Origin of the sequence: Pseudomonas sp. PB101 (assembly GCF_009764265.1) — a bacterium.
Classification (GTDB): Bacteria; Pseudomonadota; Gammaproteobacteria; order Pseudomonadales; family Pseudomonadaceae; genus Aquipseudomonas.
On sequence record NZ_RWIR01000089.1, the window covers coordinates 88,612 to 109,629 of the forward strand.

A 21,018-nucleotide genomic window follows, 5' to 3' on the forward strand; every position below is an offset into this window, starting at 1 on the left:
GTTGCCAGAACTCCGCTCAACGACTGATCTTCAACTCCTGCCGAACCTGGTGCCTTTCCAGCGCCAGCTCGATCAAGCGCGTCACCAGCTCGCTGTAGGTCATGCCGGTGGCCTGCCACAGTTTCGGGTACATGCTGATGCGGGTGAAGCCGGGCAGCGAGTTTATTTCGTTGATCAGCACTTCGCCGCTGTCGGTCAGGAACACGTCGACGCGGGCCAGGCCGGAGCAGCCCAGCACCTGGAACGCCTCTACGGCCAGGGCGCGAATGCGCTCGCTCGCCTCGGCGCTGATGTTGGCCGGCACCACGACTTCTGCTGCGGTGTCGTCGATGTATTTGCTGTCGTAGGAATAGAACCCGCTGCGCACCACGATCTCGCCGCAACCGCTGGCGATGGCCTCTTCATTGCCGAGTACCGCACATTCAATCTCACGGCCGCTGACGGCAGATTCGATCAATACCTTGGTATCGAAACTCAACGCCAGCTCCACCGCTGCGCTGTATTCAGCCTCGTCGGTAACCTTGCTCACGCCCACGGACGAGCCCTGGTTCGCCGGTTTGACAAACAATGGTAAACCGAGCCTGGACTGAACCTCGGCGAAGCCGGTGCGTGCTGCCGTGGCACGGGTCAATGTAACGAACGGCGTCACGGCCAGGCCGGCATCGCGCAGCAGGCGCTTGCTGATGTCCTTGTCCATGCACACGGCCGAGCCGAGCACATCGGAGCCGACAAACGGCAGATCGGCCATGCGCAGCAAGCCTTGCAGGCAACCGTCCTCCCCCAGGGTGCCGTGGACGATCGGGAAGATCACATCGACGTGGCCGAGCATTTCCTGGCTGGAGGTTTCCACCAGTTGCTGGCTGGCCTTGCCCGGCACCACGGCCAATTCGCGATTGGACTGGTTGAGGGCAATCAGCGCCGGGTTTTCCTGATTCAGCAAAAAGTTGGACGGGTCGTTGAGGTGCCAATGGCCTTGTTTGTCGATGCCGATCAGCACCGGTTCGAAACGCGAGCGATCCAGCGCATCGACAATGTTTTTCGCCGATTGCAACGACACTTCATGCTCGGCCGAACGGCCCCCGAAAATGATCCCCACGCGCAACTTGCTCATGACCTGGCCTCATCCTGACAAATAAAAAAGGACCTGTAGCGAATGCGCCCCACAGTGCAGTATTTGCCCTTGGTTTTCTAGCGGGCAAACCGCCATCCGATCAGAAGACAGGGAACCGTTGGCTGGGTTACCGTGTTGCGCAACAAACTTAAGACGATCATCACCATGGCCAAGCAACTGCCCCGCAATGACTGGTTCCATCGCGCGCCCGATGTCGGCGGGCTACAGCGTTTCGAGGCGTTTTTTGCCGGCCATGGCTACGACCTTCACCGCCACGACACCTATGCCATCGGCCACACCCTGGCCGGGGTGCAGAGTTTTCAGTATCGCGGTGGCAGGCGTCACAGCCTGCCGGGCAAAACGATCGTGCTGCACCCGGACGAAGCCCACGATGGCGAGGCCGGCACCGAGTCCGGTTTCCAGTACCGGATGATGTACATCGAACCCGCACTGATCCAGCAGATGCTCGGCGGTCAGCCGCTGCCGTTCATCAAGACCGGGCTGTCGAACGACCCCCGTCTGTTCGCCGCCACGGGAGCGCTGCTGCGCAGCCTGGATTGCCCGCTCGACCCACTGGAAGAGCAGGACGCGCTGTTCGATCTGGCACAAGCCTTGAGCACGGTTGGCGGTGTCCCGACCAGACGCTCTGGGTTCGACTACATCGCTGCGCAGCGCGCCCGGGAATACATCCACAGCGCCCTTGATCGCACGGTGACCCTGGATGAACTGGCGCAGCACAGTGGCCGGGATCGCTGGAGCCTGTCGCGGGATTTTCGCCTGTTGTTCGGCACCAGCCCCTATCGCTACCTGACGATGCGGCGCCTGGACATGGTCCGCGCGCTGCTGATTCAGGGGCAGACGCTGGTCAGCGCGGCGCTGATCGCCGGCTTCACCGACCAGAGCCACATGACTCGGCAATTCAGCAAAACCTACGGCCTGTCTCCGGCCCGCTGGATGAAGATGCAGCGCCGCTGAGCCACGCACAATCGTACAAGAAGCGCATCGAGCCGCTGGCTATCGTGGGTTCACCAACAACCGCGAGAGCTGTTTCATGACTGCTTACGAAAGCCTGAACTTCGCTGAAAAAATCAGCCGGATCGATTCCCACTGGTCACCCCGGGTCATCGCCGAAATGAACGAGTACCAGTTCAAGGTGGTGAAGCTGCTGGGGGATTTCATCTGGCACGACCACGTCGATACCGACGAAACCTTCATCGTTCTGGAAGGCCGGTTGCGCATCGATTTTCGTGATGGCCACGTGCTGCTGAACGCCGGGGAAATGTATGTGGTGCCCAAAGGCGTCGAACACAAACCCTGCGCCGATCAGGAGGTAAAGCTCCTGCTGATCGAACCCAAGGGTGTGCTCAACACCGGCAGCGAAGGTGGCGAGCGCACGGCCGAGAATGATCTGTGGATTTGAGCGCCAACTGGCTCACACCGGCAGGGTCTTGCCGTCCACCGGATCGCCGATCTTCAGGAAATGCCCGCCCGCGACATGGTGCAAGGTGCGCAAGGCATCCTGCCCTTCGAAGTGCCAGCGGCCTTCGCTGAACACGCGATCGTCGGCTTGGGCGGCAATCACCTCGGCCAGGAACAGGTCGTATTGCTGGTGATTGTTCGGCTCCGGCAACAGGCGACATTCCAGCCAGGCCACGCAACCTTCGAGCATCGGCGCATCGACCGACTCGCCGGTGAAGGTCTGCAAGTCGTAGGTCTCGAACTTGTCGCGGCCCTGGCCCCGGGTCAATTCCAGGCCGGAGGTCGAGCCGACGGTCTGCACGATGTCGGCCTGGGCAGCGCAAGGCACGTTCAGCACAAAAGTGCCCGCGGCTTCCAGCAACTGGCGAGTCCAGGTGGACTTGTCCAGTACCACGGCAATTTTCGGCGGCTCGAAATCCAGCGGCATGGCCCAGGCTGCCGCCATGATATTGCGCTGACCACCGTGGGCCGCGCTGACCAGCACGGTCGGGCCGTGATTGAGCAGACGATAAGCCTTGGACAAGGGAACCGGACGGCGGTGGGAAACGCTCATGGAAGTCTGCTCCTGGGGGAAAAGAGCCGATTGTAGCGCCCACCAAGAGCTGATCGCAGGTCAGTTGGTGAGTTGATTGGCAAACTGCCCCACCGCATTGACCACTTTCTGCGCACCGTCCTGGATCTCGACAATCACCGTGCCCGCTTCCGCCGCCAGTGCCAGGCCCTGCTCGGCCTGGAGCTTGCCATCGGTCATCAGGGCCACGGCGTTGCGCGCCATGTCCTGGTTCTGCCGCACCACGAGGACGATTTCGTCGGTGGCCTGGCTGGTGCGCGACGCCAGTTGCCGGACTTCATCCGCCACCACGGCGAAACCCCGTCCCTGTTCGCCCGCACGCGCCGCTTCGATGGCCGCGTTGAGCGCCAGCAGGTTGGTCTGCTCGGCAATGCCACTGATGGTCTTGACGATAGTGCCGATCACCAGCGACTGCTCGTTCAAGGCTTCGATGCCATCGCCGGCGGTTTGCATGTGTTTGGCCAGGTCGCGCATCACGTCCACCGCCTGGGTCACCACGGCGTTGCCGCGCTGGGCGCTCTGGTCGGTTTGCTGCGAAGTGCTGTAGGCAATGTTGGCGGCCTCGGCCACGGCCTGTTCCTGATTGACCTGATCGGTAATCACCGTGGCGAACTTCACCACTTTGTAGAGCTTGTTGTTGGCATCGACCACTGGGTTGTAGGACGCCTCCAGCCAGACCGTACGACCATGGCTGTCGACACGTTTGAAACGCTCGGCCACGTACTCGCCCGCGTTCAGGCGACGCCAGAAGTGCTGGTATTCGGCGCTGTTGTACTCCTCCGGCAGGCAGAAGGTGCGGTGATGCTTGCCCTTGATCTGGGCGAGGCTGTAACCCATGCCACTGAGGAAGCGGTCGTTGGCGGTCAGCACGTTGCCGTTGAGGTCGAATTCGATCACGGCCGTGGAGCGCACCAGCGCACCGATCAGGTTCTCGTGTTCGCGGGAGGCCTCGATGGTGCGGGTCAGGTCGCTGGAGAAGATCGAAAAACACTTGATCCGCCCGTCCGCCGAGCGCACCGGTTGCAGGATCGAACGCAACCACGCCTCCTGGCCCGTACCGCGCAACAGGCGCACCGCGCCGGCGAAGTGCTCGCCACGGGTCAGTGCGTTCTTGAAGCGCTGGTGGAATTCGTCGGATTTGACGTGATCCGGGACCAGTTCGTCGATGTGCCGGCCGATCAGGTCGCCGCTCTTGTAGTGCATTTCGCCGAGGAAATTCTGATTGACCGACTGAACCCGTCCGTCGCTGTCGAGGGTCAGCACCAGCATCTCGCTTTCCAGACTTTCCTTCACTTGCTGGAGGCTGGAGAGTTCTTCACGAAGAGCCGACAGCTCCTGCTTCAAGCGTTTATTGAACATGGGAAAGCACCGATGGACAGGGGTAGAAAGCGATATGCAGCCTAACCATCGGCCTTGGAAACATTTACTTAAGCGTGTTTCAGGATCGTCCTACAAAAATAGTGACGACTCGCCAAATTCAATGCGCGCCAGCGGCCGAACAGCCAGCAGTTTTCGGCATACGCACACCGAAGTACGCCGCACTGACCACGCCCACCGTCCCCATCACCACACTGAATATCACGCAGACCCACGGGCTCCACGGCATCAGACCGATCAACAACAGCGGTGTGATGCTCGCCCATGCGGCATAGGCAATGTTGTAGGTGAACGAGATGCCCGAAACGCGAATCCGTGCCGGGAACAGGCTGACCATCACCGATGGCACCGCGCCGACCACCCCGCAGGCCAGCCCTGCCACGGCGTAGGCCAGGCCGATCCAGTCGCCGCCTGTGATCAGGCAGCTGTAAAGCACGCCGATGCCCAGCGGCAGCAGCAGGCTATAGAGCATCACCGTGCGCCAGGCGCCGATGCGGTCGACCAGCAGCCCGGCGAGCACGCAGCCGATGTTCAGGAACACGATGCCCAGCGCGCTCAAGGCGAAGGTATGGCTGGCGGTCATGCCGAAGGTTTTCTGCATCATGGTCGGGGTGATGACCACGAACACCACCACGGCCGAGGTCAGCACGCAGGTGAGAATCATCGCCGGCAAAATGGCCAGGCGATGCTCGCGCAAGACCGTGCGCAGCGGCAGCTCACCGGCTGCCTCGCGCTGCGCCTGCATGGCCATGAACACCGGGGTTTCGCTGAGCCAGCGACGCAGCCACACGCCAATCACCCCGAACACGCCGCCGAGCAGGAAGGGGTAACGCCAGGCGTAATCGAGGATTTCCTGCGGGGTGAAGGCCTGCGCCAGGAAAGTCGCGGTCAAGGCACCGATCAGATAGCCGAAGGTCAGCCCCGCTTGCAGGAAGCCCAAGGCATAGCCGCGATGGGCGACAGGCGCATGCTCGGCGACGAAAACCCAGGCACTCGGCACTTCGCCGCCCACCGCCGCCCCCTGGAGGATGCGCAGGGCCAGCAGCAGCAAAGGTGCGAAATAGCCGATTTGCGCGTAGGTCGGCATGATCCCGATCAGCAGGCAGGGCAACGCCATCATCAGGATGCTCAGGCTGAAGACTTTCTTGCGCCCCAGACGGTCGGCGAAGTGCGCCATCAGGATGCCGCCCAACGGCCGCGCCAGGTAACCGGTGGCGAAGATCCCGAAGCTTTGCAGCAGGCGCAGCCACTCGGGCATTTCCGGTGGGAAGAACAACTGGCTGAGGGTCAGGGCGAAAAACACGAAAATGATGAAATCGTAGATTTCCAGCGCCCCGCCGAGTGCAGCGAGCCCGAGGGTCTTGTAGTCCGAGCGGCTGAAGGGTGCCGCGCGCGAATCGGTGTTGGCAGTCATGTAAAGAACTCTGGCACAGGCAAAAACCAAGGCGCCCATGGTCTACGCAAACGCATCGGCGGACAACCCGTTAGACCAAAGTCCCATAGCCACAAAACAGCCCCGCAAAAATCCTCGGCTTGAATTAATGTTGGCGTCTGTCCAGACGGGCGGTTACTGCCCCGAAGACCACAACAAACATAAAAATCCGAGGTACCCCCCGTGGCCGCTGATATCGAAGATAGCCGCTCCGCCCGCTTTGCCCTGCGCTGCTCCAGTTTTGCCGAACGCTGGTTTCCCGATTCCTGGGTGTTTGCTGCCCTGGCGGTGATTATCGTGGCCTTGGCTACCATGGCCATGGGCGCCAAACCCACCGACGCCGCCATGGCCTTTGGTGACGGGTTCTGGAGCCTGATCCCCTTCACCATGCAGATGGCCTTCGTGGTCATCGGTGGATATGTGGTCGCCAGTTCGCCGCCAGCGGTGAAACTGATCGATCGCCTGGCGAAAATCCCGAAAAACGGCCGCTCTGCCGTGGCCTGGGTCGCCCTGATTTCCATGGTCGCATCGTTGCTGAACTGGGGCTTGTCCCTGGTGTTCGGCGGACTGCTGGTGCGCGCCCTCGCCCGTCGCACCGATCTGAAAATGGATTACCGTGCCGCCGGCGCCGCCGCGTACCTGGGTCTCGGCGCCGTATGGGCCCTGGGCCTGTCGTCATCGGCCGCTCAACTGCAAGCCAACCCGGCGAGCCTGCCGCCATCGATTCTGTCGATCACCGGGGTGATCCCGTTCACCCAGACGATCTTTCTCTGGCAGTCCGGCGTGATGTTGCTGGCCTTGATCGTGATCTCGCTGATCATCGCCTACGCCACCGCCCCCGGCCCGAATTCGGCGCGTGACGCCAAGGCCTGTGGTGTCGATCCGAGTTTCAACCTGCCGCCGCTGCAACCACGCACCCGCCCCGGCGAATGGCTGGAACACAGCCCGCTGCTGACGATTCTGCTGGTATTGCTGGCAGCCGGGTGGCTGTTCCACGAGTTCTCGACCAAACCGGCGATCAGTGCGATTTCCGGGCTGAACACCTACAACTTCCTGTTCATCATGCTCGGCGCCCTGTTGCACTGGCGTCCGCGCAGCTTTCTGGATGCCGTGTCCCGTGCGGTGCCGACCACCACTGGCGTGTTGATCCAGTTCCCGCTGTACGGCTCGATCGCCGCCCTGATGACCACGGTCAAGGGCGCCGATGCGCAGACCCTGGCGCACCACATCTCGACCTTTTTCGTCAGCATTGCCTCCCACGACACCTATGCCCTGCTGATGGGCGTGTACTCGGCGATCCTCGGCTTCTTCATTCCGTCCGGCGGCGGCAAGTGGATCATCGAGGCCCCGTACGTGATGCAGGTGGCCAACGACCTGAACTATCACCTGGGCTGGGCCGTGCAGATCTATAACGCCGCCGAAGCGCTGCCGAACCTGATCAACCCCTTCTACATGCTACCGTTACTGGGTGTGCTGGGGCTGAAGGCGCGGGACCTGATCGGTTTCTCGTTCGTGCAGTTGCTGGTGCACACGCCACTGGTGCTAGTGTTGTTGTGGGCACTGGGGACGACGCTGGCGTATTTGCCGCCGGTCATGCCGTAACCATGAAAAAGGGCCGGTAGTGATGTCGGCCCTTTTTGTTCTGCCCGTCGGTTCTGCTGGTCTATACGCTGAAAAGGATCCGAGCATGGTCAAACTCGCGGCACTCACCCTCGCAGCCCTCACCCTGAGCACCATCGCCCACGCCGATGTCAATTTGAAGCTGGGCACTACCGAACGCGTTACCCGCCTCTTCGCCTACCCCAACAATTGCAGCGTGATCTGCTTTCGCAACTGGACGCTCGAGCAAACCGTCGAGCATTACCTGACCCAAAGCGTGCAGCGCGATGGCTACGGCGATGCGAAGGTTCTGGTCAAAACCGACAATGGTCAGCTCCACGCGCAAATCATCGGCGTGCCCGACAGCTACGAAAAGCCTTTGGCAGCGCTGCTCGACGCCGGCGACCTGGCCTATGACGGCGCCAGCAAACTGAATGCCGACGGCAAGTGGGCGTACAGCTGGAACCTGTTCCTGCCATTGGGCATGGCCCTGGAGAACCGCAAAAGTGTCGAGCTGCTGCACTTCCCGCCCGACTATTCGTTGACCCAGGCCCAGGATTACCTGAAGTCCGCCACCACCGATCGTTGGGCCACGCTGCTCACCGCCAATGGCATCCCGGCCGAGCAGACACCGGCCTTCCAGACCATCATCGACATCGCCCCTATCGCCGCCCCGTCCAACGCCGGCAAGGACCTGGAGGGCGTCTACAGCTACTTCAACGATTACCAGACCACCATGGTCAAAAACGTCAGCCTGCACGCCAACGGTGAGACCTTGCCGATGGTGGCCTTCGGCACTCCGGTACGTAACTGGCTCAAGCAACAATACGGGGCGAGCGTGAACGTGCTGGGCCTGGCGACGATCAGCCCGAGTGACGGGGTGAAAGTGCGGGTGCTGGGTTCCAACCACCCGAGCTATATCTGGTACGCCGCCGACCCGGCGAGCTATTCCGGCACTGATGCCAAGGCCAAGGCCGATGCGGCGGGGCTGAAAGTCATGGGTCAGGATCTGAGTGCCGCGTGCTGGCAGGCCGTCATGGGCCGCCAACCGGACAGCAATGCCGATGTCGAGCTGAAAACCTGCACGCAAACCTGGCAAGTGGCCGACAAGGAAAAAACCTGCGCGCTGTTCTACACCTCGATTCGCAACCTGACCCCGGGACAGGCGGCGGGCAAATGCTCGACGGCGGCGATCCAGTTGCAGCTCAAACAGCTCAAGGCGCCTGCGCCCGCCACTGCCCTGCCGGCTCCACCGCTGTAAACCGGCCATTGGCAGTCCATCTGTCAGTTATGACAGTAGACCGCCCACGATATCTGCGAGAGGCTTGGGCCGTAACCCATGTGCTGCAGCACTGACAGGATCGTCAGCCGATGGAAGTCGCAGCCCCCAGCCGACAGGGACCGTTATGAAAGCCGATGCACTGCGCAAGTCTCTCGCACCAGCGCCGCAGGGTATTTACCCTTTTGTGGAGCTCCCCCTTCACCTCGGATATCCATCCCTGGACGATTTCGAGATTCTCTCGAACGACCAAGGCGCACCCATGGCTGCGGCGGCGCTGCGCGAGTTTCCCCGCATAAGCCGGATCTGCCGGGTATCGGGGCGGTTGCTGCCCGGTCGCGGCCGACATACCCGGCAACTGGCCCGGGATGTTCATGTCCATGACCCACACTTCTGCGGGCTGCTGCGCCACTCGTGCGACCCGAACGTGTTTCTCGACTTGAGTGAGCTGTGGTTATGGGCGCTGAAAGACATTCACAAGGGTGACTGGCTATCGATGGATTACGCCGCCACGGAAGACCAACTGCAGCGCCAGTTCGCCTGCCGCTGCGGCTCGTACAACTGCCGGGGCTGGATCACCGGTTACGATGAAGCGCCGAACGCCGACGGCCAGCTGTTTTTGCAACAGTGGCGTCGGCAAAGTCCGTACTGAAGGGATTTACAGGGGTTCGAACGGACGCAGGCGGTACTGCGGCGGCAATTGCTCGAAACCACTGATGGTGGCATTCAGGCTCTTCCAGCGGCCGTCCTTGATACCGTAGATGCAGCCATGGATCGACAGGCTCTGCCCGCGGTGCCAGGCGTTTTGCACAATGCTGGTATGCCCGACGTTAGCCACCTGCTGGATCACGTTGAGCTCGCAGAGACGGTCGACCCGCTCTTCTTCGGTCGGCAACTTGGCAAGCTCTTCGCGCTTTTCGTAGTACAGGTCGCGAATCGAGCGCAGCCAGCCGTCGATCAGGCCGAACTGGCGATCCTGCATCGAGGCGCGCACGCCGCCGCAGCCATAGTGGCCGGTGACGAGGATATGTTTGACCTTGAGTACATCGACCGCGTACTGGATCACCGACAGGCAGTTGAGGTCGGTGTGCAACACGACGTTGGCCACATTACGGTGTACGAACAGATCACCCGGCAACATGCCGACGATCTCGTTGGCCGGCACCCGGGCATCGGAACAGCCGATCCACAGGAACTCCGGGGTCTGTTGGCGAGCCAGCTTGGCGAAGAAGTCAGGATCTTCCTCCTTGATCGCAGCGGCCCAACGCTCGTTGTTATCAATCAGATCTTGTAATTCGTTCATGCAATGAAGCCTCAAGAATGATGCGCAGCTTTGACTGACAACCGTCCGTCGGGGTCACGCGCGAAATGCAGATGCTTTCCTGATCCGGAACACGGGGCTCCATGCCGGTTGAATTCTCGGTAGCCACGTGGGTCAACCGTAGTAAGGCCTACAGTATGAGGAATTACCATGAATGATTCACGACGTCCGTACGATGCGGTGCAACCGGAACCCATCGATGACAACGAAGACCGCATGGGTTCGGTGCGCGAGCTGGATTTCGAAACCGAAGAACCCAGCGCCAGGATCGGTGACGAACTGCCGGACGGCGAGCGCGAGCAGTTGATGCCAGGCCAGCGCGTACGTAAAGCGGGCCTGACCGGCGCCTCGACCGGCGACCATCAACCTACCGACGACGACATGAGCCCGGAAACCCTGATCCGTGAAGATGGTGCCCGGGATGCCCGGGAAGCGGGTAATAACAGTCGCGCGGATTGGGACCTGAGCATCGTCGATGAGGACGATATTGGCGGCGGTAATGGCCTGGATGAAGCGGAACTGGCGCGGCGCGATCCGATGGACGGCAAGCGCTGATCTTCGGTGTCTGTCAGGCCCTCATCGCGAGCAAGCTCGCTCCCACAGGTTTTATCTACGACACAAATCTCTGTAGGAGCTAGCCTGCTAGCGAAGAGCTTCAAGCTCAATCCACCAAAGTGCAGGCCATGACCACCGCATCTTCGCGCCCACCCACCGCCGGGTAGTAATCCCGGCGTCGGCCGATCTCGTTGAAGCCATAACGCTCGTACAACTTGAACGCCGCGGTATTGCTGTCGCGCACTTCCAGGAAACACTCCCGGGCGTCGGCCTTGTAGGCAATCGACATCAAATGCTCGAGCAAGGTCAGCCCCAGGCCACGGCCCTGGTTTTCAGGCTTGACCGTAATGTTCAGCAGGTGCGCCTCGTCGAGGATGATCTGCACCACGCCGTGGCCCACCTGCTGCTGACCTTCGAACATCAGCCAGATCTGATACTTGCCCAGGCCGTCGAGGAAAATCCCGCGGGTCCAGGGATGGCTGTAGGCCGCGTATTCGATTTTCAGCACGGTTTCCAGGTCCGCCTCGGTCATCGGGCGAAACGATACAGCATCACTCATTCGATTCTTTCCAGCGCGCCATCAGCCGACGCATGGCTTGCCAGACATCAGCCTTACGCTGTGGCTCATCCATTAATAATTCCAGGCCCGGCACCGCCCAGGCCGAGCCCAGGCCTTCGATCTGCAACTCACGATTGAACGCCTCGGCATCCGCTTCGCCGGCAAACCGCACGGCGGGCAGGCCGATCAGCCACAGGCAGGCGCATGGCGTTTCTTCCATGCGCACCGAGAGAAAACCTTGCACAAAGTCACGGGCCGCTTCCGGGCCCTGATCCATCGTGCCACGCACCAGAAGCGGCCAGCGTACCGGCTCACCGACGATCTGCGGGCTGTCCGGCAGACCGGCGGCGCGCAACATGTCCTTGAGCAACAGGTAAGCAGGGTCACGGGTCTGGAAGGGTTCGCCTGTGGGTAACTCCACCAGCAGCAGGCAGCGCCCGGCCCGCAGCAGCTGCAGGGCGAAACGCGGTGGCGGCACGACAGGCGCCTTGGCCACGACCGGCGCCTCTTCGGCCTCTTCCACCGGCTTGGCACCGGTGCGCGTGCTTGCCAACGATGGCCGCGGCACTTCGATCTTCACCCGCTCGGCCGGTTTGACCACCGGTGCCACGGATGCTTCAGCCACGACAGCCGGTACGACAGGCGCGACTACAACCGGCTCGGGGATCTCCAGCAGTTCGGGCCGCGACGGCGCGGCAAAGGGCAATTCGGTGCGCGGCAGCCAGTTGACCACCTGCATGGCGGCCAGATAAGCGCGACGACGGGACTCGATAAGCAAAGGTCGGCCACTTGTGGATAACTAAAAGTGCGCTGATTCTACCGCCGTTCGCTCAAGATCGCTTGCTGTTGATCGATAGCCTCGACCGATGCTCTTTATCGAAAGAATGCGACAGCCCGTCCCGGGATTGAATCGCATCGCGCCCGATGCAGTACAATCGCGGCTTTTAATCGCCAACCAGCCGGCCATTCCGATGATCGAACCCAAGCGCGTCTTGCGCGCCCTCGCTGAACACTGGGCACTTCTGGAGCCACTGTGCGAGCACTTCGACCAAGGCACACTGAGCCTCAACGAACTGCGCACGCAACTGGCCGCCCAGCAACTCGACAGTACGCCGCAGGACATCACCAGCCTGCTGGATGTGTGGATTCGCCTCGATATCCTGGTTCCCGTGGCCAAAAGCCCGAACCGTTTCGAGCTCAATGCGCAGATTCACGACTTCCTCGCCTATCTGCGCCGTGAACACCGTCTGGGCCTGTGCCTGGAGATCGAAGCCTACCTGCGCCACCTGGAGCGTCTGGCCGGTTATATCCAGGACGCGTTCGACATCCGCGACGGCAATGACCTCGCCCGCCAGCTGCGTCTGCTCGACATGCGCGTGCGTGACGTGCTGAAAAAACTCGATAACGACGAACAGGCACTGGTGGCCGTCGCCGAACGGGCGAAAACCAGCGACCGGCAGATTCCGTTGCGCCAGCGTTATGCTGAAGTGCTGGCGACCTGGGACGAATACGTCGAGCCGATGATTGATCTGGTGAACGCCGACGGCGCCTTCGAACAAGGCGTGCGCAAGGTCGAAACGGTCCTGCTGAAGATGCTCAGCGAGCAGCAGCGCCTCGGCCATCTGGTCGACGACGACATGCTGCTGCGCACCCACGCACGCATCCTCGAAATGCAGACCAGCGCCCAACTGACCCTGCGTCATGCCCGCGAACTGCTGCTGCCGCTGCGTGAAGAAGCGCGCCGGCACAACGCCGTGACCCGTGGCGCGGCGCTGGCCCTGTCGATGATCCGTCGCAAGGGCATCGACGCCGTGCCACAAGCGGCGATGCCGATGTTCACTCGCCCGCAAAGCACCTTCCTCGGCAGCGCCAGTCAGGTCGAAGCCTATGTTTATGCCCTGGCACGCTTCGAACCGAAACCGGCGCGCTTCCCCAAGGCGCACAAGACCCACAAAGGCGAAGCGCCACGGGCGCCACGCACGGTTCGGGAAATGCTCGAACGCTGCGAAGACGCCCTGCCGATGCCGGACCTGATGACCTGGCTGCTGGAGCAGGAGCCGGACGGCGCCACCGACGAATTGCTGTACTGGTTCTCGCGCCTGTCGCGGGAAAAACGCTTCAAGCGCGAGCGTCTGGAACGCCGCGAATACCATACTCACGAGCACCAGGTCAGCCTGCGCTCCTTCGCCCTGCTCTCGGTCAGCGACGCCTCCGAGGATTCTGCGAGCACTCCCTATGCATCTTGATCTTTCCGAACTGTCTCAGCTGGCGCCGATCTTTCGCGAGCTGTTCAAGGGTTACCACGTCAGCCGCCGCGATCCGGAGCTGTACGCGCAACTGTCGAACTTCCAGGACCAGTACCGCACGCTGTTCAAGGCCCTGGGCTTTGAACTGGTCTGCGACACCCGCGGCTTCTACTACTTCGTGCCGGACCTCGCGGCCGCGGCGGTGAACAAGACCGCCCAGCGTCTGGCGCTGTTCACCTTCATCCTCGTCGAACACCTGGCCGACCAGGGCCGCGACCCGATCGCCGTGCTCGACGGCGGCAGTCTCGGGCGTGATGAGTTGCCGTCGCTGCTGGAGAAATACCGTGACCTGTTCATCCAGGCCGAAGTGCAGACCCAGGACGAGCTCGAAGAAAAGATCATGCGCCGCATGACCCAACTCGGTTTCGCCAGCGAAGAAAACGGCATCTACCGTTTCCTGCCGCCGATGCACCGCTTCCTCGACGTCTGCCTGTCGGTTCAGCAGGACCGCGACCTGGCCGCCAGCCTGCACAGCGTATTGCCGCTGCCAGTGCCGGTGCTGATCGACGAAGACAGCGACGAAAAACTGCTGCAGACCGACGACCCGCTCGACCTGGCGGAGTTTGCCGATGAAAGCGAAGAAGACGCCCTGGCCCGCGCCATTGCCGAAGAACAGGAGCTCGACGCATGAGCAAGGAACGTTACGGCATCCGCCGCTTTGCCCTTTTGAACACCGCCGGCTACAGCCTCGGCCTGTTCCCGCTGGAAGAACCGCTGTCGGTGTACGGCGCGAACAACCTCGGTAAATCCGCCTCGATCAACGCCTTGCAGTTCCCGATCCTGGCGCGCATGTCGGACATGAGCTTCGGCAAGTACAGCCTGGAGCAGTCCCGGCGCTTCTACTTCGCCTCGGACACCAGCTACATCCTGGTCGAGGTGAACCTGCCCCACGGCCCGCACGTGATTGGTGTAGTCGGTCGCGGCCCGGGGGGTGGTTTCGGTCACCAGTTCTTTGCCTACGCGGGCAAACTGGACCTGGCCCACTACCAGAAGAACGACACCTGCCTGCGCCAGAAAGAACTGTTCACCAACCTCGAACGCGAAGGCCTCAAAGCCTACGAGCTCAAGCCGGATGAACTGCGCCGTTTGCTGGTCGGTGGCCACACCTCGATCCCGCTGGACCTGACGCTGATCCCGCTGCGCTCCACCAGCGAGCAGAGCCTGAAGACCTTCCGCGCGTTGTTCATCAACCTGCTGCACATGCGCGAAATCACCGCGGCCAAGCTCAAGCAACTGTTCCTCGATGCCTTCGAACACAGCCTGCGTTCCGGCAGCGTCGATTACATTGCCGCGTGCGAAGAAGCCTTCCGCGATGTGCGCCGCATGGAGCAGGACTACAACTCGCTGGTCGCCGCCGGCCCGCTGGTCGAAGCCCTGGCCAACGGTGTGAAGCAACGCGACATCCTGCGCGGCAAGCTGCACCGGATCTCTCCCCTGCTCGACTCCTTGCTCGGCACTTGGTCGGACTACGCCAGTGCGCGCAAGGAAGAGCTGACCATTCAGTCCGAGCACTACCGCAACGAGCAAGACGCCCTGCAAAACGACCAGCGCGGCGGCACTCAGGAACTGATGCGCCTGGAGCGGGAAATCACCGGCATCCAGCGCTGGCTCGGCGAACTGTCGGTGCTCAAGCATCGCTTTGCCCTGGTCGATGACGTCAAGGTACTGGAGCAGCAACTGCTGGCCGCCAAGGACGCCCACGACGAACTGGCCGGCGCGCTGGCGCAGTCCCGACAGTTCAGCGCCGAAGACCTCGAAGAGCGTCTGCGGGATCTGGAAAAACGCCTGAAGTCGGTCAAGCAGCAACTCGATCACGCCGACAACAACAGCTATGCCCGCCTGCGCGAAGAGTTTTCGCAGCAAGACGTCGAACGCCTGATGCGCCTGTTCAACAGCGCACTGTTCAGCCTGCCGCTGGGTGAACACGGCATCACCCTCGACGACGACGGCGAGTGGGTAAAATCGGTGGAGCTGATCCTCGACGGCTTCAAAGGCGAGCGTTTCGAAGTACCGGGCCTGTCCATCGACATCTCCCACATCGAGCCGCCGGCATTGCAGGCCCTGGCTGACCGCGCAGCCCTGCGCGACCAGAAGGAACGCCTGGACAAAGAACTCAAGCAACTGAAGACCCAGCAGGCCGTGGCCGCCGACCGCGCCGCGAGCAAGACCCAGACCGAAGCGCTGTACCAGCAAGTGCTGAACGCACAAAAAGCCCTGGAAGACTTCCGTCGCGCGCAAACCCTGAGCGCCGAGGAAGGCGACAAGCTCGAGCAACTGGCGCAGATGGAGGCTGCACAGGACGAATTGAAGCGTTCCAGCGACGCCTTTACCGAGCGCGTCCAGCAACTGTCGGCCAAGCTGCAACTGGTCGGCCGTCAGATCGGCGACATGGAAGCCAAGCAACGCACCCTCGACGACGCCCTGCGCCGCCGTCAGCTGTTGCCGGCGGACCTGCCGTTCGGCACACCGTTCATGGACCCGATCGACGATTCCATGGACAACCTGCTGCCGCTGCTCAATGACTATCAGGACAGCTGGCAGGGCCTGTTGCGCGCCGACGGCCAGATCGAAGCGCTGTACGCCCAGGTGCGCCTCAAGGGCGTGGCCAAGTTCGACAGCGAAGACGATATGGAGCGTCGCCTGCAACTGCTGATCAACGCCTATGCGCACCGTACCGACGAAGCCCTGACCCTGGGCAAGGCGCGCCGTGCAGCAGTTACCGACATCGCCCGGACCCTGCGCAACATTCGCAGCGACTATGACAGCCTCGAACACCAGTTGGCGCTGTTCAACCGCGAGATCAACAAGCGTCAGGTCTCCAACCTGCAAAGCTTCCGCATCGTGCTCGCGCCGAACAAGGAAGCGCTCAAGCACATCGACCAGATCATCCACAGCGCCGGTCAGTACGAAGAAGGTGAAACCCTGTCGGTGTTCGACCTCAGCCAAAGCGCCGAGCAGGACAACAAGAACGAAGAAGCCAAGGAATACCTGGCGCGGCTGGTGGCGGCGAACCACAACCAGCTCGGCCTCAAGGACTTGTTCGAGCTGGCGTTCGAGATCACCAAGGTCAACGGCCAACCGGTGATCCACACCGACATCGATGGCGCGGCGTCCAACGGCACCACCATGACCATCAAGGCGCTGACCAACATGTACTTGTTGCTGCACTTGATGGACCGCGACCAGGCCGGTCGCGTGCGCCTGCCGTACTACCTCGACGAGGCGGCGGACATCGACGAGAAGAACCAGGCCGCGCTGCTGGAAACCAGCCTGCAACTGGGCTTCGTGCCGATCCTGGCGAGCGTGAAGCCGCAGGTCTGCGCCAGTGTCGCCATCGACCTGGAAGGCGGCAGCGGCCCGGCCGGCATCTACATCGACGAGGCGGACTGGAAGTACATCCGTCGTCACGATCAGGTGAAGGCGACAGTCAACGAACAAGCGGATGAACCGGAGCTGGATGCGGTCTGACGCTTGAATCGAAGGCAATGAAAAAGGCCGCGGTCCAATGGATCGCGGCCTTTTTCATAGGTGTGTCATTTAGCTTTGCAGTGAACTTCAGGGCCTCTTCAGGAACAACCCAGTCCCCTGTGGGAGCTGGCTTGCCAGCGATGGCGTCATCACTGACGCCACATAACCCTCAGACTATTTACCCAGCGAAATCTTCGGCGCCCAGGTCAGCCATTCGTCTTCGAACTTGTCGAACAGCGCGAACGTCTGCTCCGGTCGCGCCGGGCTGCCCATGCGCTCACCGTCCGGTGTGGCAAAGGCGACACCGCCCTGAATCATCGTCTCCAGGGACTCGGTACGCACCGTCGCACCTCTGAACAGGCCGACATCGAAGTCGAACCCACTGGTGTTCCAGAACCGCGTGCCGCTGCGTACCAGCGGGGCGTACTTCGGCTCGATCAGGATGTGGATCAGCACACGATCAGCGGTCTGGCCCAGTTCATATCCGGTCACCTTGCCCACGGTGATTTCGCGATACGTCACCGGCACACCGGCCTTCAGCGAGCCACGACGAGCAGCGCTCAACACCAGACTCAAACCGTCTTCACGCTTTACAGCTTCAGGTGCGCTGGCCAGGGCCACGAAGCTTTTCTGTGGTCCCTGACTTTTCGCAGCGGGCATTACTTCGATGTATTGCCCGGTCACCAGGGTTTCCAGGTTCGAGGTCTTGATCAGCCCCAGTTCAGGCTTGACCACCCAGAACTGACTGCCGACCCGGGCGATGCGCTCCGGCACTTCCGAAATCCGCGCGGTCAGCAGCACCGATTGCAGATCCTCACTCAGGTCAACGTCCTCGATCTTGCCGACATCCAGGCCCTTGAAGCGAATCGGCGTGCCCGTACGCAAACCATCGGCGCGATCAACCTTGATGGTGATCAACTCGCCCTTTTGCGTGGCGTCGTCATGGTTGGCGAACAAGCGGAAACGCGGAATGCGCTTCTGTAGCGGCGCCTTGGCTTCCGGGGTTTCAAAGGCGATACCCCCGGCCATCAGGCTTTGCAGCGATTCACTCTTGACTTGGACCCCACCGGTCAATCCGCCCGTGAGCGTGATGCCGCTGGCATTCCAGAAGCGTGTCGAGGCGTTGACCAGATCCTCGTATTCCTTCTCGATGTGCACGCCGATGATCAGTTGCTTCTTGGTGCGCGAGAACTGATAGCTCTGTACCGAACCGACCTTGACCTGCTTATAGAGAACCGGGCTGCCGACTTCCAGCGAGCCAAGGTTTTCGGTGAACAACACCAGGTGCAGGCCCGGTGCCCGCAGATCCAGCGGTGGCGCCTTGGGACGCGCGACGAATTCACGTTGCGGTGCGGCCCCCTTGTCGCCGGGACGCACAGCGATGTAGTTACCTTTGACCAGCGCTTCCAGGCCGGTAATCCCCGCCAGGGAAATCGACGGTTTGACTACCCAGAATTGCGTACCGTCCACCAGATAGTCTTCAGCCAACGGGTCCATCGTTAACTCGGCGGTAGCCCCGGACAGATCGGGATCGACCTTCAGCGCCTTGAGATTGCCGACCTGAATGCCTTTGTACATCACCGGCGTACGACCGGCCTGCAAGCCTTCGAAGTCGCTGAGCTTGACCTTGACCCGGATGCCGGCCGCGGCTGCATCGAAGTCTTCGTAGAGCCTGAATGGCAGGCTCGGATCGGTAGGCGGGCTGTCCTTGCGGTTCTCAGGCGTAGCGAACGCAATACCACCGGCAACGATGCTGGCCAACGACTCGCTGCGCACTTTCACGCCTGACAGATTGGCGTCGATGCTGATGCCGCTGGCGTTCCAGAAACGTGTGTGTTTGCGCACCAGTTTGGCGTAGGTCGGCTCGATGAACACCTTGAGTTCAACGGTGCTCTGGTCTTCGGACAGCACGTAGCTCTTGATCTGGCCCACCTTGATCTGTTTGTAGAACACCGGGCTGCCACGGTTCAGCGAGCCCAGGCGATCAGCCTTGATGGTCAGGTGCAGACCCGGCTGGGCATCGGATAGCGGTGGCTCCTGAGCCAGGGCCTTGAACTTGCGAACCGGTTCCCCCTCACCAGGACTGATCGCAACGTAGTTGCCCGAAACCAGCGTCTCCAGGCCCGTGATACCAGCCAGCGTCACGCTCGGCTTGACCAGCCAGAAACGTGTGCTGGTGCGCAGGTATGGCTCTACGTCCTTGTTCATCTCGATGCTGGCAATCACCCCCTTGGAACTGCCCTCATCATCGAGTTTGAGGCTTTTGACCTTGCCGACCGGCATGCCCTTGTAGACGACTTCCGTCTTGTTGGCCTGAATGCCTTCGCCACTCTCAAAGCGCACCTGAATCTCGATGCCGGTCTCGTTGTAAGCACGCCAGCCGAGCCAGCCGCCAATGATCAAGGCAATCAGGGGCAACACCCAGATGGCAGACCAGTTCGAGGCCGGTCGGGTTTTCGCTACAGGCAAATCAGTCATGGTCGTCGTCCGACTCCGTGTTATCCCAAATCAGTCGGGGATCGAAAGTTACAGCGGCAAGCATCGTCAGTATCACCACCGTGGCGAACGCGATGGCGCCAAGATTGGCTTCAATGCTGGCAAGCCGTCCAAAATTCACGACCGCCACCAGGATGGCGATCACAAAGATATCGAGCATCGACCAACGGCCGATGAACTCGATGAAGCGGTACATCCAGATACGCTGGCGCGCCGAAAGTGGTTGGCGGCGCTGCACGGAAAACAGCAGCAACGCGATACCCACCAGTTTGAAGGTGGGCACCAGGATACTGGCGATAAACACCACGGCCGCAATGGGGAACATCCCGTAGTGCACCAACTCGATCACACCCGCCATGATCGTACTGGGCGCTCCCTTGCCCAGGGAGTTCACGGTCATGATCGGCAACAAATTGGCCGGTATGTAGAGAATGGCGGCGGTAATCAGCAATGCCCAGGTCCGCACCAGGCTATTCGGGGTGCGGGCATGCACCAGCGCTCCGCAGCGCGTACAGACTTGCTCATCGGTATCGGCTTCCTGCCTGTTCAATTCATGGCACTCCTTGCAAATCAGAATGCCTGCATCAATCGCCCGCATGGGCATCCTCTCCTGATAACGCTTGCCAGATCTGGTGAGGCGACATGACGACCTCCAGCCAGACTTGAATAAGCAACAAACCAATGAAGCACGCCAGGCCGAGGCCTACGGTGATTGCTGCCATATCTGCCAGCTTGACGATCGCCACGAGTACGCCCATGAAGTAAACCTCGAGCATCCCCCATTCTCGTATGTGGTGATAAATGCGATAGAGCAACAAGCCGTAGCTGCGCCCGACATTAAATCGGATGCTCAACAATACGGCTAATTGGCACAGCAGCTTGAGCAGCGGAATTCCCATGCTGCACAGGAACACGACCACTGAAACGCTTTGCATGCCGCTGTCAAAAAGGGCGACAACACCACTCCAGACAGTATCGTGCGAAGACTGCCCGAGCAGATTGAGTTGCATGATGGGTAAAAAGTTCGCCGGGATAAACAACAACAGGGCAGCGATGACCAACGCGAGGCTGCGTTGTACGACGTTGTAGCGATGGGCATAAAGCTCGTAGCCACAGCGCGGGCACAAGGCTTTTTCGCCATGGGCGAGTTCGGGTTTGCGCATGAGCAAGTCGCACTCATGGCAGGCAACCAGATTGTCCAGTGGTAATTCTGACAGCTCTTTGGCGTCAACCGAATCCGGCATAAGCGCTCTGACTCTGAAAAAGTTGGACCTATTCTAGTGCCATGGGCTGAAAATAACTGTGCGAAATGTGCAACAACCAGCCCTCTTTTCTTCACGCACAAAAACAAAACCCCAACTGCTTTCGCAATTGGGGTTTCGGAATTTAATCTTGACGATGACCTACTCTCACATGGGGAAACCCCACACTACCATCGGCGATGCATCGTTTCACTGCTGAGTTC

At 61.1% G+C, this 21,018-nt stretch carries 19 protein-coding genes and 1 pseudogene; 9 read left to right on the top strand and 11 right to left on the bottom strand.

Features of this window, described 5'->3' with window-relative positions; genetic code table 11:
- Window positions 1-16: 16 nt before the first annotated feature.
- A complete protein-coding gene (gene ddlA, locus EI969_RS27250) occupies window positions 17-1,111 on the bottom strand; it encodes a D-alanine--D-alanine ligase (RefSeq protein ID WP_160390438.1) in 1,095 nt (364 codons plus the stop codon).
- A gap of 165 nt (window positions 1,112-1,276) precedes the next feature.
- Here ddlA and EI969_RS27255 point away from each other — a divergent pair, with 165 nt between their 5' ends.
- Together EI969_RS27255 and EI969_RS27260 are read left to right on the top strand one after the other, a co-directional pair.
- Entirely contained in the window at window positions 1,277-2,086 is an 810-nt protein-coding gene (locus tag EI969_RS27255; protein WP_160390451.1) for an AraC family transcriptional regulator, read from the top strand.
- Window positions 2,087-2,162: 76 nt separating this feature from the next.
- Entirely contained in the window at window positions 2,163-2,531 is a 369-nt protein-coding gene (locus EI969_RS27260; protein WP_110660939.1) for a cupin domain-containing protein, read from the top strand.
- A 12-nt stretch (window positions 2,532-2,543) separates the two neighbouring features.
- On the opposite strand, the gene EI969_RS27265 is transcribed toward EI969_RS27260, so the two are convergent.
- From EI969_RS27265 to EI969_RS27275, 4 genes and pseudogenes are all read right to left on the bottom strand, one after another.
- Complete coding sequence (locus EI969_RS27265; RefSeq protein ID WP_160390439.1) at window positions 2,544-3,143, bottom strand: flavin reductase family protein; 600 nt, start codon at window positions 3,141-3,143, stop codon at window positions 2,544-2,546.
- Window positions 3,144-3,203: 60 nt separating this feature from the next.
- Window positions 3,204-3,812, bottom strand: a complete 609-nt coding sequence (locus EI969_RS31105; protein WP_263986916.1) for a methyl-accepting chemotaxis protein — start codon at window positions 3,810-3,812, stop codon at window positions 3,204-3,206.
- Window positions 3,792-4,520 (bottom strand): annotated as a pseudogene (locus EI969_RS31110) (PAS domain-containing protein); the annotation flags it as partial. The pseudogene EI969_RS31110 and the gene EI969_RS31105, both read right to left, overlap by 21 nt.
- A gap of 118 nt (window positions 4,521-4,638) precedes the next feature.
- On the bottom strand, window positions 4,639-5,952 hold the full coding sequence (locus EI969_RS27275) for an MFS transporter (protein WP_160390441.1): 1,314 nt from the start codon (window positions 5,950-5,952) through the stop codon (window positions 4,639-4,641).
- A gap of 201 nt (window positions 5,953-6,153) precedes the next feature.
- Between EI969_RS27275 and EI969_RS27280 the strand changes: the two genes are divergently transcribed.
- The 3 genes from EI969_RS27280 to EI969_RS27290 all read left to right on the top strand — a co-directional run bounded on the left by EI969_RS27280 (window position 6,154) and on the right by EI969_RS27290 (window position 9,500).
- Window positions 6,154-7,572 carry a TIGR00366 family protein gene (locus EI969_RS27280; protein ID WP_160390442.1) on the top strand — a complete coding sequence of 473 codons (1,419 nt, stop codon included), beginning with the start codon at window positions 6,154-6,156 and terminating at the stop codon, window positions 7,570-7,572.
- Between the two features lie 85 nt (window positions 7,573-7,657).
- Complete coding sequence (locus tag EI969_RS27285; protein WP_160390443.1) at window positions 7,658-8,830, top strand: hypothetical protein; 1,173 nt, start codon at window positions 7,658-7,660, stop codon at window positions 8,828-8,830.
- Between the two features lie 145 nt (window positions 8,831-8,975).
- A complete protein-coding gene (locus EI969_RS27290) occupies window positions 8,976-9,500 on the top strand; it encodes an SET domain-containing protein (protein ID WP_160390444.1) in 525 nt (174 codons plus the stop codon).
- Window positions 9,501-9,506: 6 nt separating this feature from the next.
- On the opposite strand, the gene can is transcribed toward EI969_RS27290, so the two are convergent.
- Window positions 9,507-10,151, bottom strand: coding sequence for a carbonate dehydratase (gene can, locus EI969_RS27295; protein WP_103396157.1), 645 nt, complete (start codon window positions 10,149-10,151; stop codon window positions 9,507-9,509).
- A gap of 168 nt (window positions 10,152-10,319) precedes the next feature.
- Between can and EI969_RS27300 the strand changes: the two genes are divergently transcribed.
- Window positions 10,320-10,724, top strand: coding sequence for a serine kinase/phosphatase (locus EI969_RS27300; protein ID WP_160390445.1), 405 nt, complete (start codon window positions 10,320-10,322; stop codon window positions 10,722-10,724).
- Window positions 10,725-10,830: 106 nt separating this feature from the next.
- Here the strand turns inward: EI969_RS27300 and rimI are convergent, their stop codons facing one another.
- Together rimI and EI969_RS27310 are read right to left on the bottom strand one after the other, a co-directional pair.
- Entirely contained in the window at window positions 10,831-11,283 is a 453-nt protein-coding gene (gene rimI, locus EI969_RS27305) for a ribosomal protein S18-alanine N-acetyltransferase (protein WP_007978046.1), read from the bottom strand.
- Window positions 11,276-12,022 (bottom strand): energy transducer TonB, encoded by a 747-nt coding sequence (locus EI969_RS27310; protein ID WP_160390452.1) that lies wholly within the window; start codon window positions 12,020-12,022, stop codon window positions 11,276-11,278. Before EI969_RS27310 ends, rimI begins: the two co-directional genes overlap by 8 nt.
- A 232-nt stretch (window positions 12,023-12,254) precedes the next feature.
- Between EI969_RS27310 and mksB the strand changes: the two genes are divergently transcribed.
- From mksB to mksF, 3 genes are read left to right on the top strand one after another with little or no spacing between them, the layout of a single operon-like run.
- Entirely contained in the window at window positions 12,255-13,529 is a 1,275-nt protein-coding gene (gene mksB / locus EI969_RS27315) for an Mks condensin complex protein MksB (protein WP_160390446.1), read from the top strand.
- Window positions 13,519-14,220, top strand: a complete 702-nt coding sequence (mksE, locus tag EI969_RS27320) for an Mks condensin complex protein MksE (protein ID WP_007981789.1) — start codon at window positions 13,519-13,521, stop codon at window positions 14,218-14,220. Before mksB ends, mksE begins: the two co-directional genes overlap by 11 nt.
- Window positions 14,217-17,057 (top strand): Mks condensin complex protein MksF, encoded by a 2,841-nt coding sequence (gene mksF, locus EI969_RS27325; protein ID WP_160390447.1) that lies wholly within the window; start codon window positions 14,217-14,219, stop codon window positions 17,055-17,057. The genes mksE and mksF overlap by 4 nt, the downstream gene beginning before the upstream one ends.
- Window positions 17,058-17,231: 174 nt before the next feature.
- Here mksF and EI969_RS27330 read toward each other — a convergent pair whose 3' ends face one another.
- From EI969_RS27330 to EI969_RS27340, 3 genes are read right to left on the bottom strand one after another with little or no spacing between them, the layout of a single operon-like run.
- Window positions 17,232-19,535, bottom strand: coding sequence for an intermembrane transport protein PqiB (locus EI969_RS27330; protein ID WP_160390448.1), 2,304 nt, complete (start codon window positions 19,533-19,535; stop codon window positions 17,232-17,234).
- Entirely contained in the window at window positions 19,528-20,151 is a 624-nt protein-coding gene (locus EI969_RS27335) for a paraquat-inducible protein A (protein WP_160390449.1), read from the bottom strand. Before EI969_RS27335 ends, EI969_RS27330 begins: the two co-directional genes overlap by 8 nt.
- On the bottom strand, window positions 20,138-20,797 hold the full coding sequence (locus EI969_RS27340; protein WP_150715582.1) for a paraquat-inducible protein A: 660 nt from the start codon (window positions 20,795-20,797) through the stop codon (window positions 20,138-20,140). The genes EI969_RS27335 and EI969_RS27340 overlap by 14 nt, the downstream gene beginning before the upstream one ends.
- Window positions 20,798-21,018 lie beyond the last annotated feature (221 nt).

Excerpts from the sequence above, each read along its gene's own strand:
- EI969_RS27330 (WP_160390448.1), bottom strand. The coding sequence starts at position 19,535 with ATGACTGATTTGCCTGTAGCGAAAACCCGACCGGCCTCGAACTGGTCT.
- EI969_RS27290 (WP_160390444.1), top strand. The coding sequence starts at position 8,976 with ATGAAAGCCGATGCACTGCGCAAGTCTCTCGCACCAGCGCCGCAGGGT.
- EI969_RS27255 (WP_160390451.1), top strand. The coding sequence starts at position 1,277 with ATGGCCAAGCAACTGCCCCGCAATGACTGGTTCCATCGCGCGCCCGAT.
- EI969_RS27340 (WP_150715582.1), bottom strand. The coding sequence starts at position 20,797 with ATGCCGGATTCGGTTGACGCCAAAGAGCTGTCAGAATTACCACTGGAC.
- EI969_RS27260 (WP_110660939.1), top strand. The coding sequence starts at position 2,163 with ATGACTGCTTACGAAAGCCTGAACTTCGCTGAAAAAATCAGCCGGATC.
- rimI (WP_007978046.1), bottom strand. The coding sequence starts at position 11,283 with ATGAGTGATGCTGTATCGTTTCGCCCGATGACCGAGGCGGACCTGGAA.
- ddlA (WP_160390438.1), bottom strand. The coding sequence starts at position 1,111 with ATGAGCAAGTTGCGCGTGGGGATCATTTTCGGGGGCCGTTCGGCCGAG.
- EI969_RS27285 (WP_160390443.1), top strand. The coding sequence starts at position 7,658 with ATGGTCAAACTCGCGGCACTCACCCTCGCAGCCCTCACCCTGAGCACC.
- mksE (WP_007981789.1), top strand. The coding sequence starts at position 13,519 with ATGCATCTTGATCTTTCCGAACTGTCTCAGCTGGCGCCGATCTTTCGC.
- EI969_RS27335 (WP_160390449.1), bottom strand. The coding sequence starts at position 20,151 with ATGCGGGCGATTGATGCAGGCATTCTGATTTGCAAGGAGTGCCATGAA.
- can (WP_103396157.1), bottom strand. The coding sequence starts at position 10,151 with ATGAACGAATTACAAGATCTGATTGATAACAACGAGCGTTGGGCCGCT.
- EI969_RS27275 (WP_160390441.1), bottom strand. The coding sequence starts at position 5,952 with ATGACTGCCAACACCGATTCGCGCGCGGCACCCTTCAGCCGCTCGGAC.
- mksB (WP_160390446.1), top strand. The coding sequence starts at position 12,255 with ATGATCGAACCCAAGCGCGTCTTGCGCGCCCTCGCTGAACACTGGGCA.
- EI969_RS27265 (WP_160390439.1), bottom strand. The coding sequence starts at position 3,143 with ATGAGCGTTTCCCACCGCCGTCCGGTTCCCTTGTCCAAGGCTTATCGT.
- EI969_RS27300 (WP_160390445.1), top strand. The coding sequence starts at position 10,320 with ATGAATGATTCACGACGTCCGTACGATGCGGTGCAACCGGAACCCATC.
- mksF (WP_160390447.1), top strand. The coding sequence starts at position 14,217 with ATGAGCAAGGAACGTTACGGCATCCGCCGCTTTGCCCTTTTGAACACC.
- EI969_RS27310 (WP_160390452.1), bottom strand. The coding sequence starts at position 12,022 with ATGCAGGTGGTCAACTGGCTGCCGCGCACCGAATTGCCCTTTGCCGCG.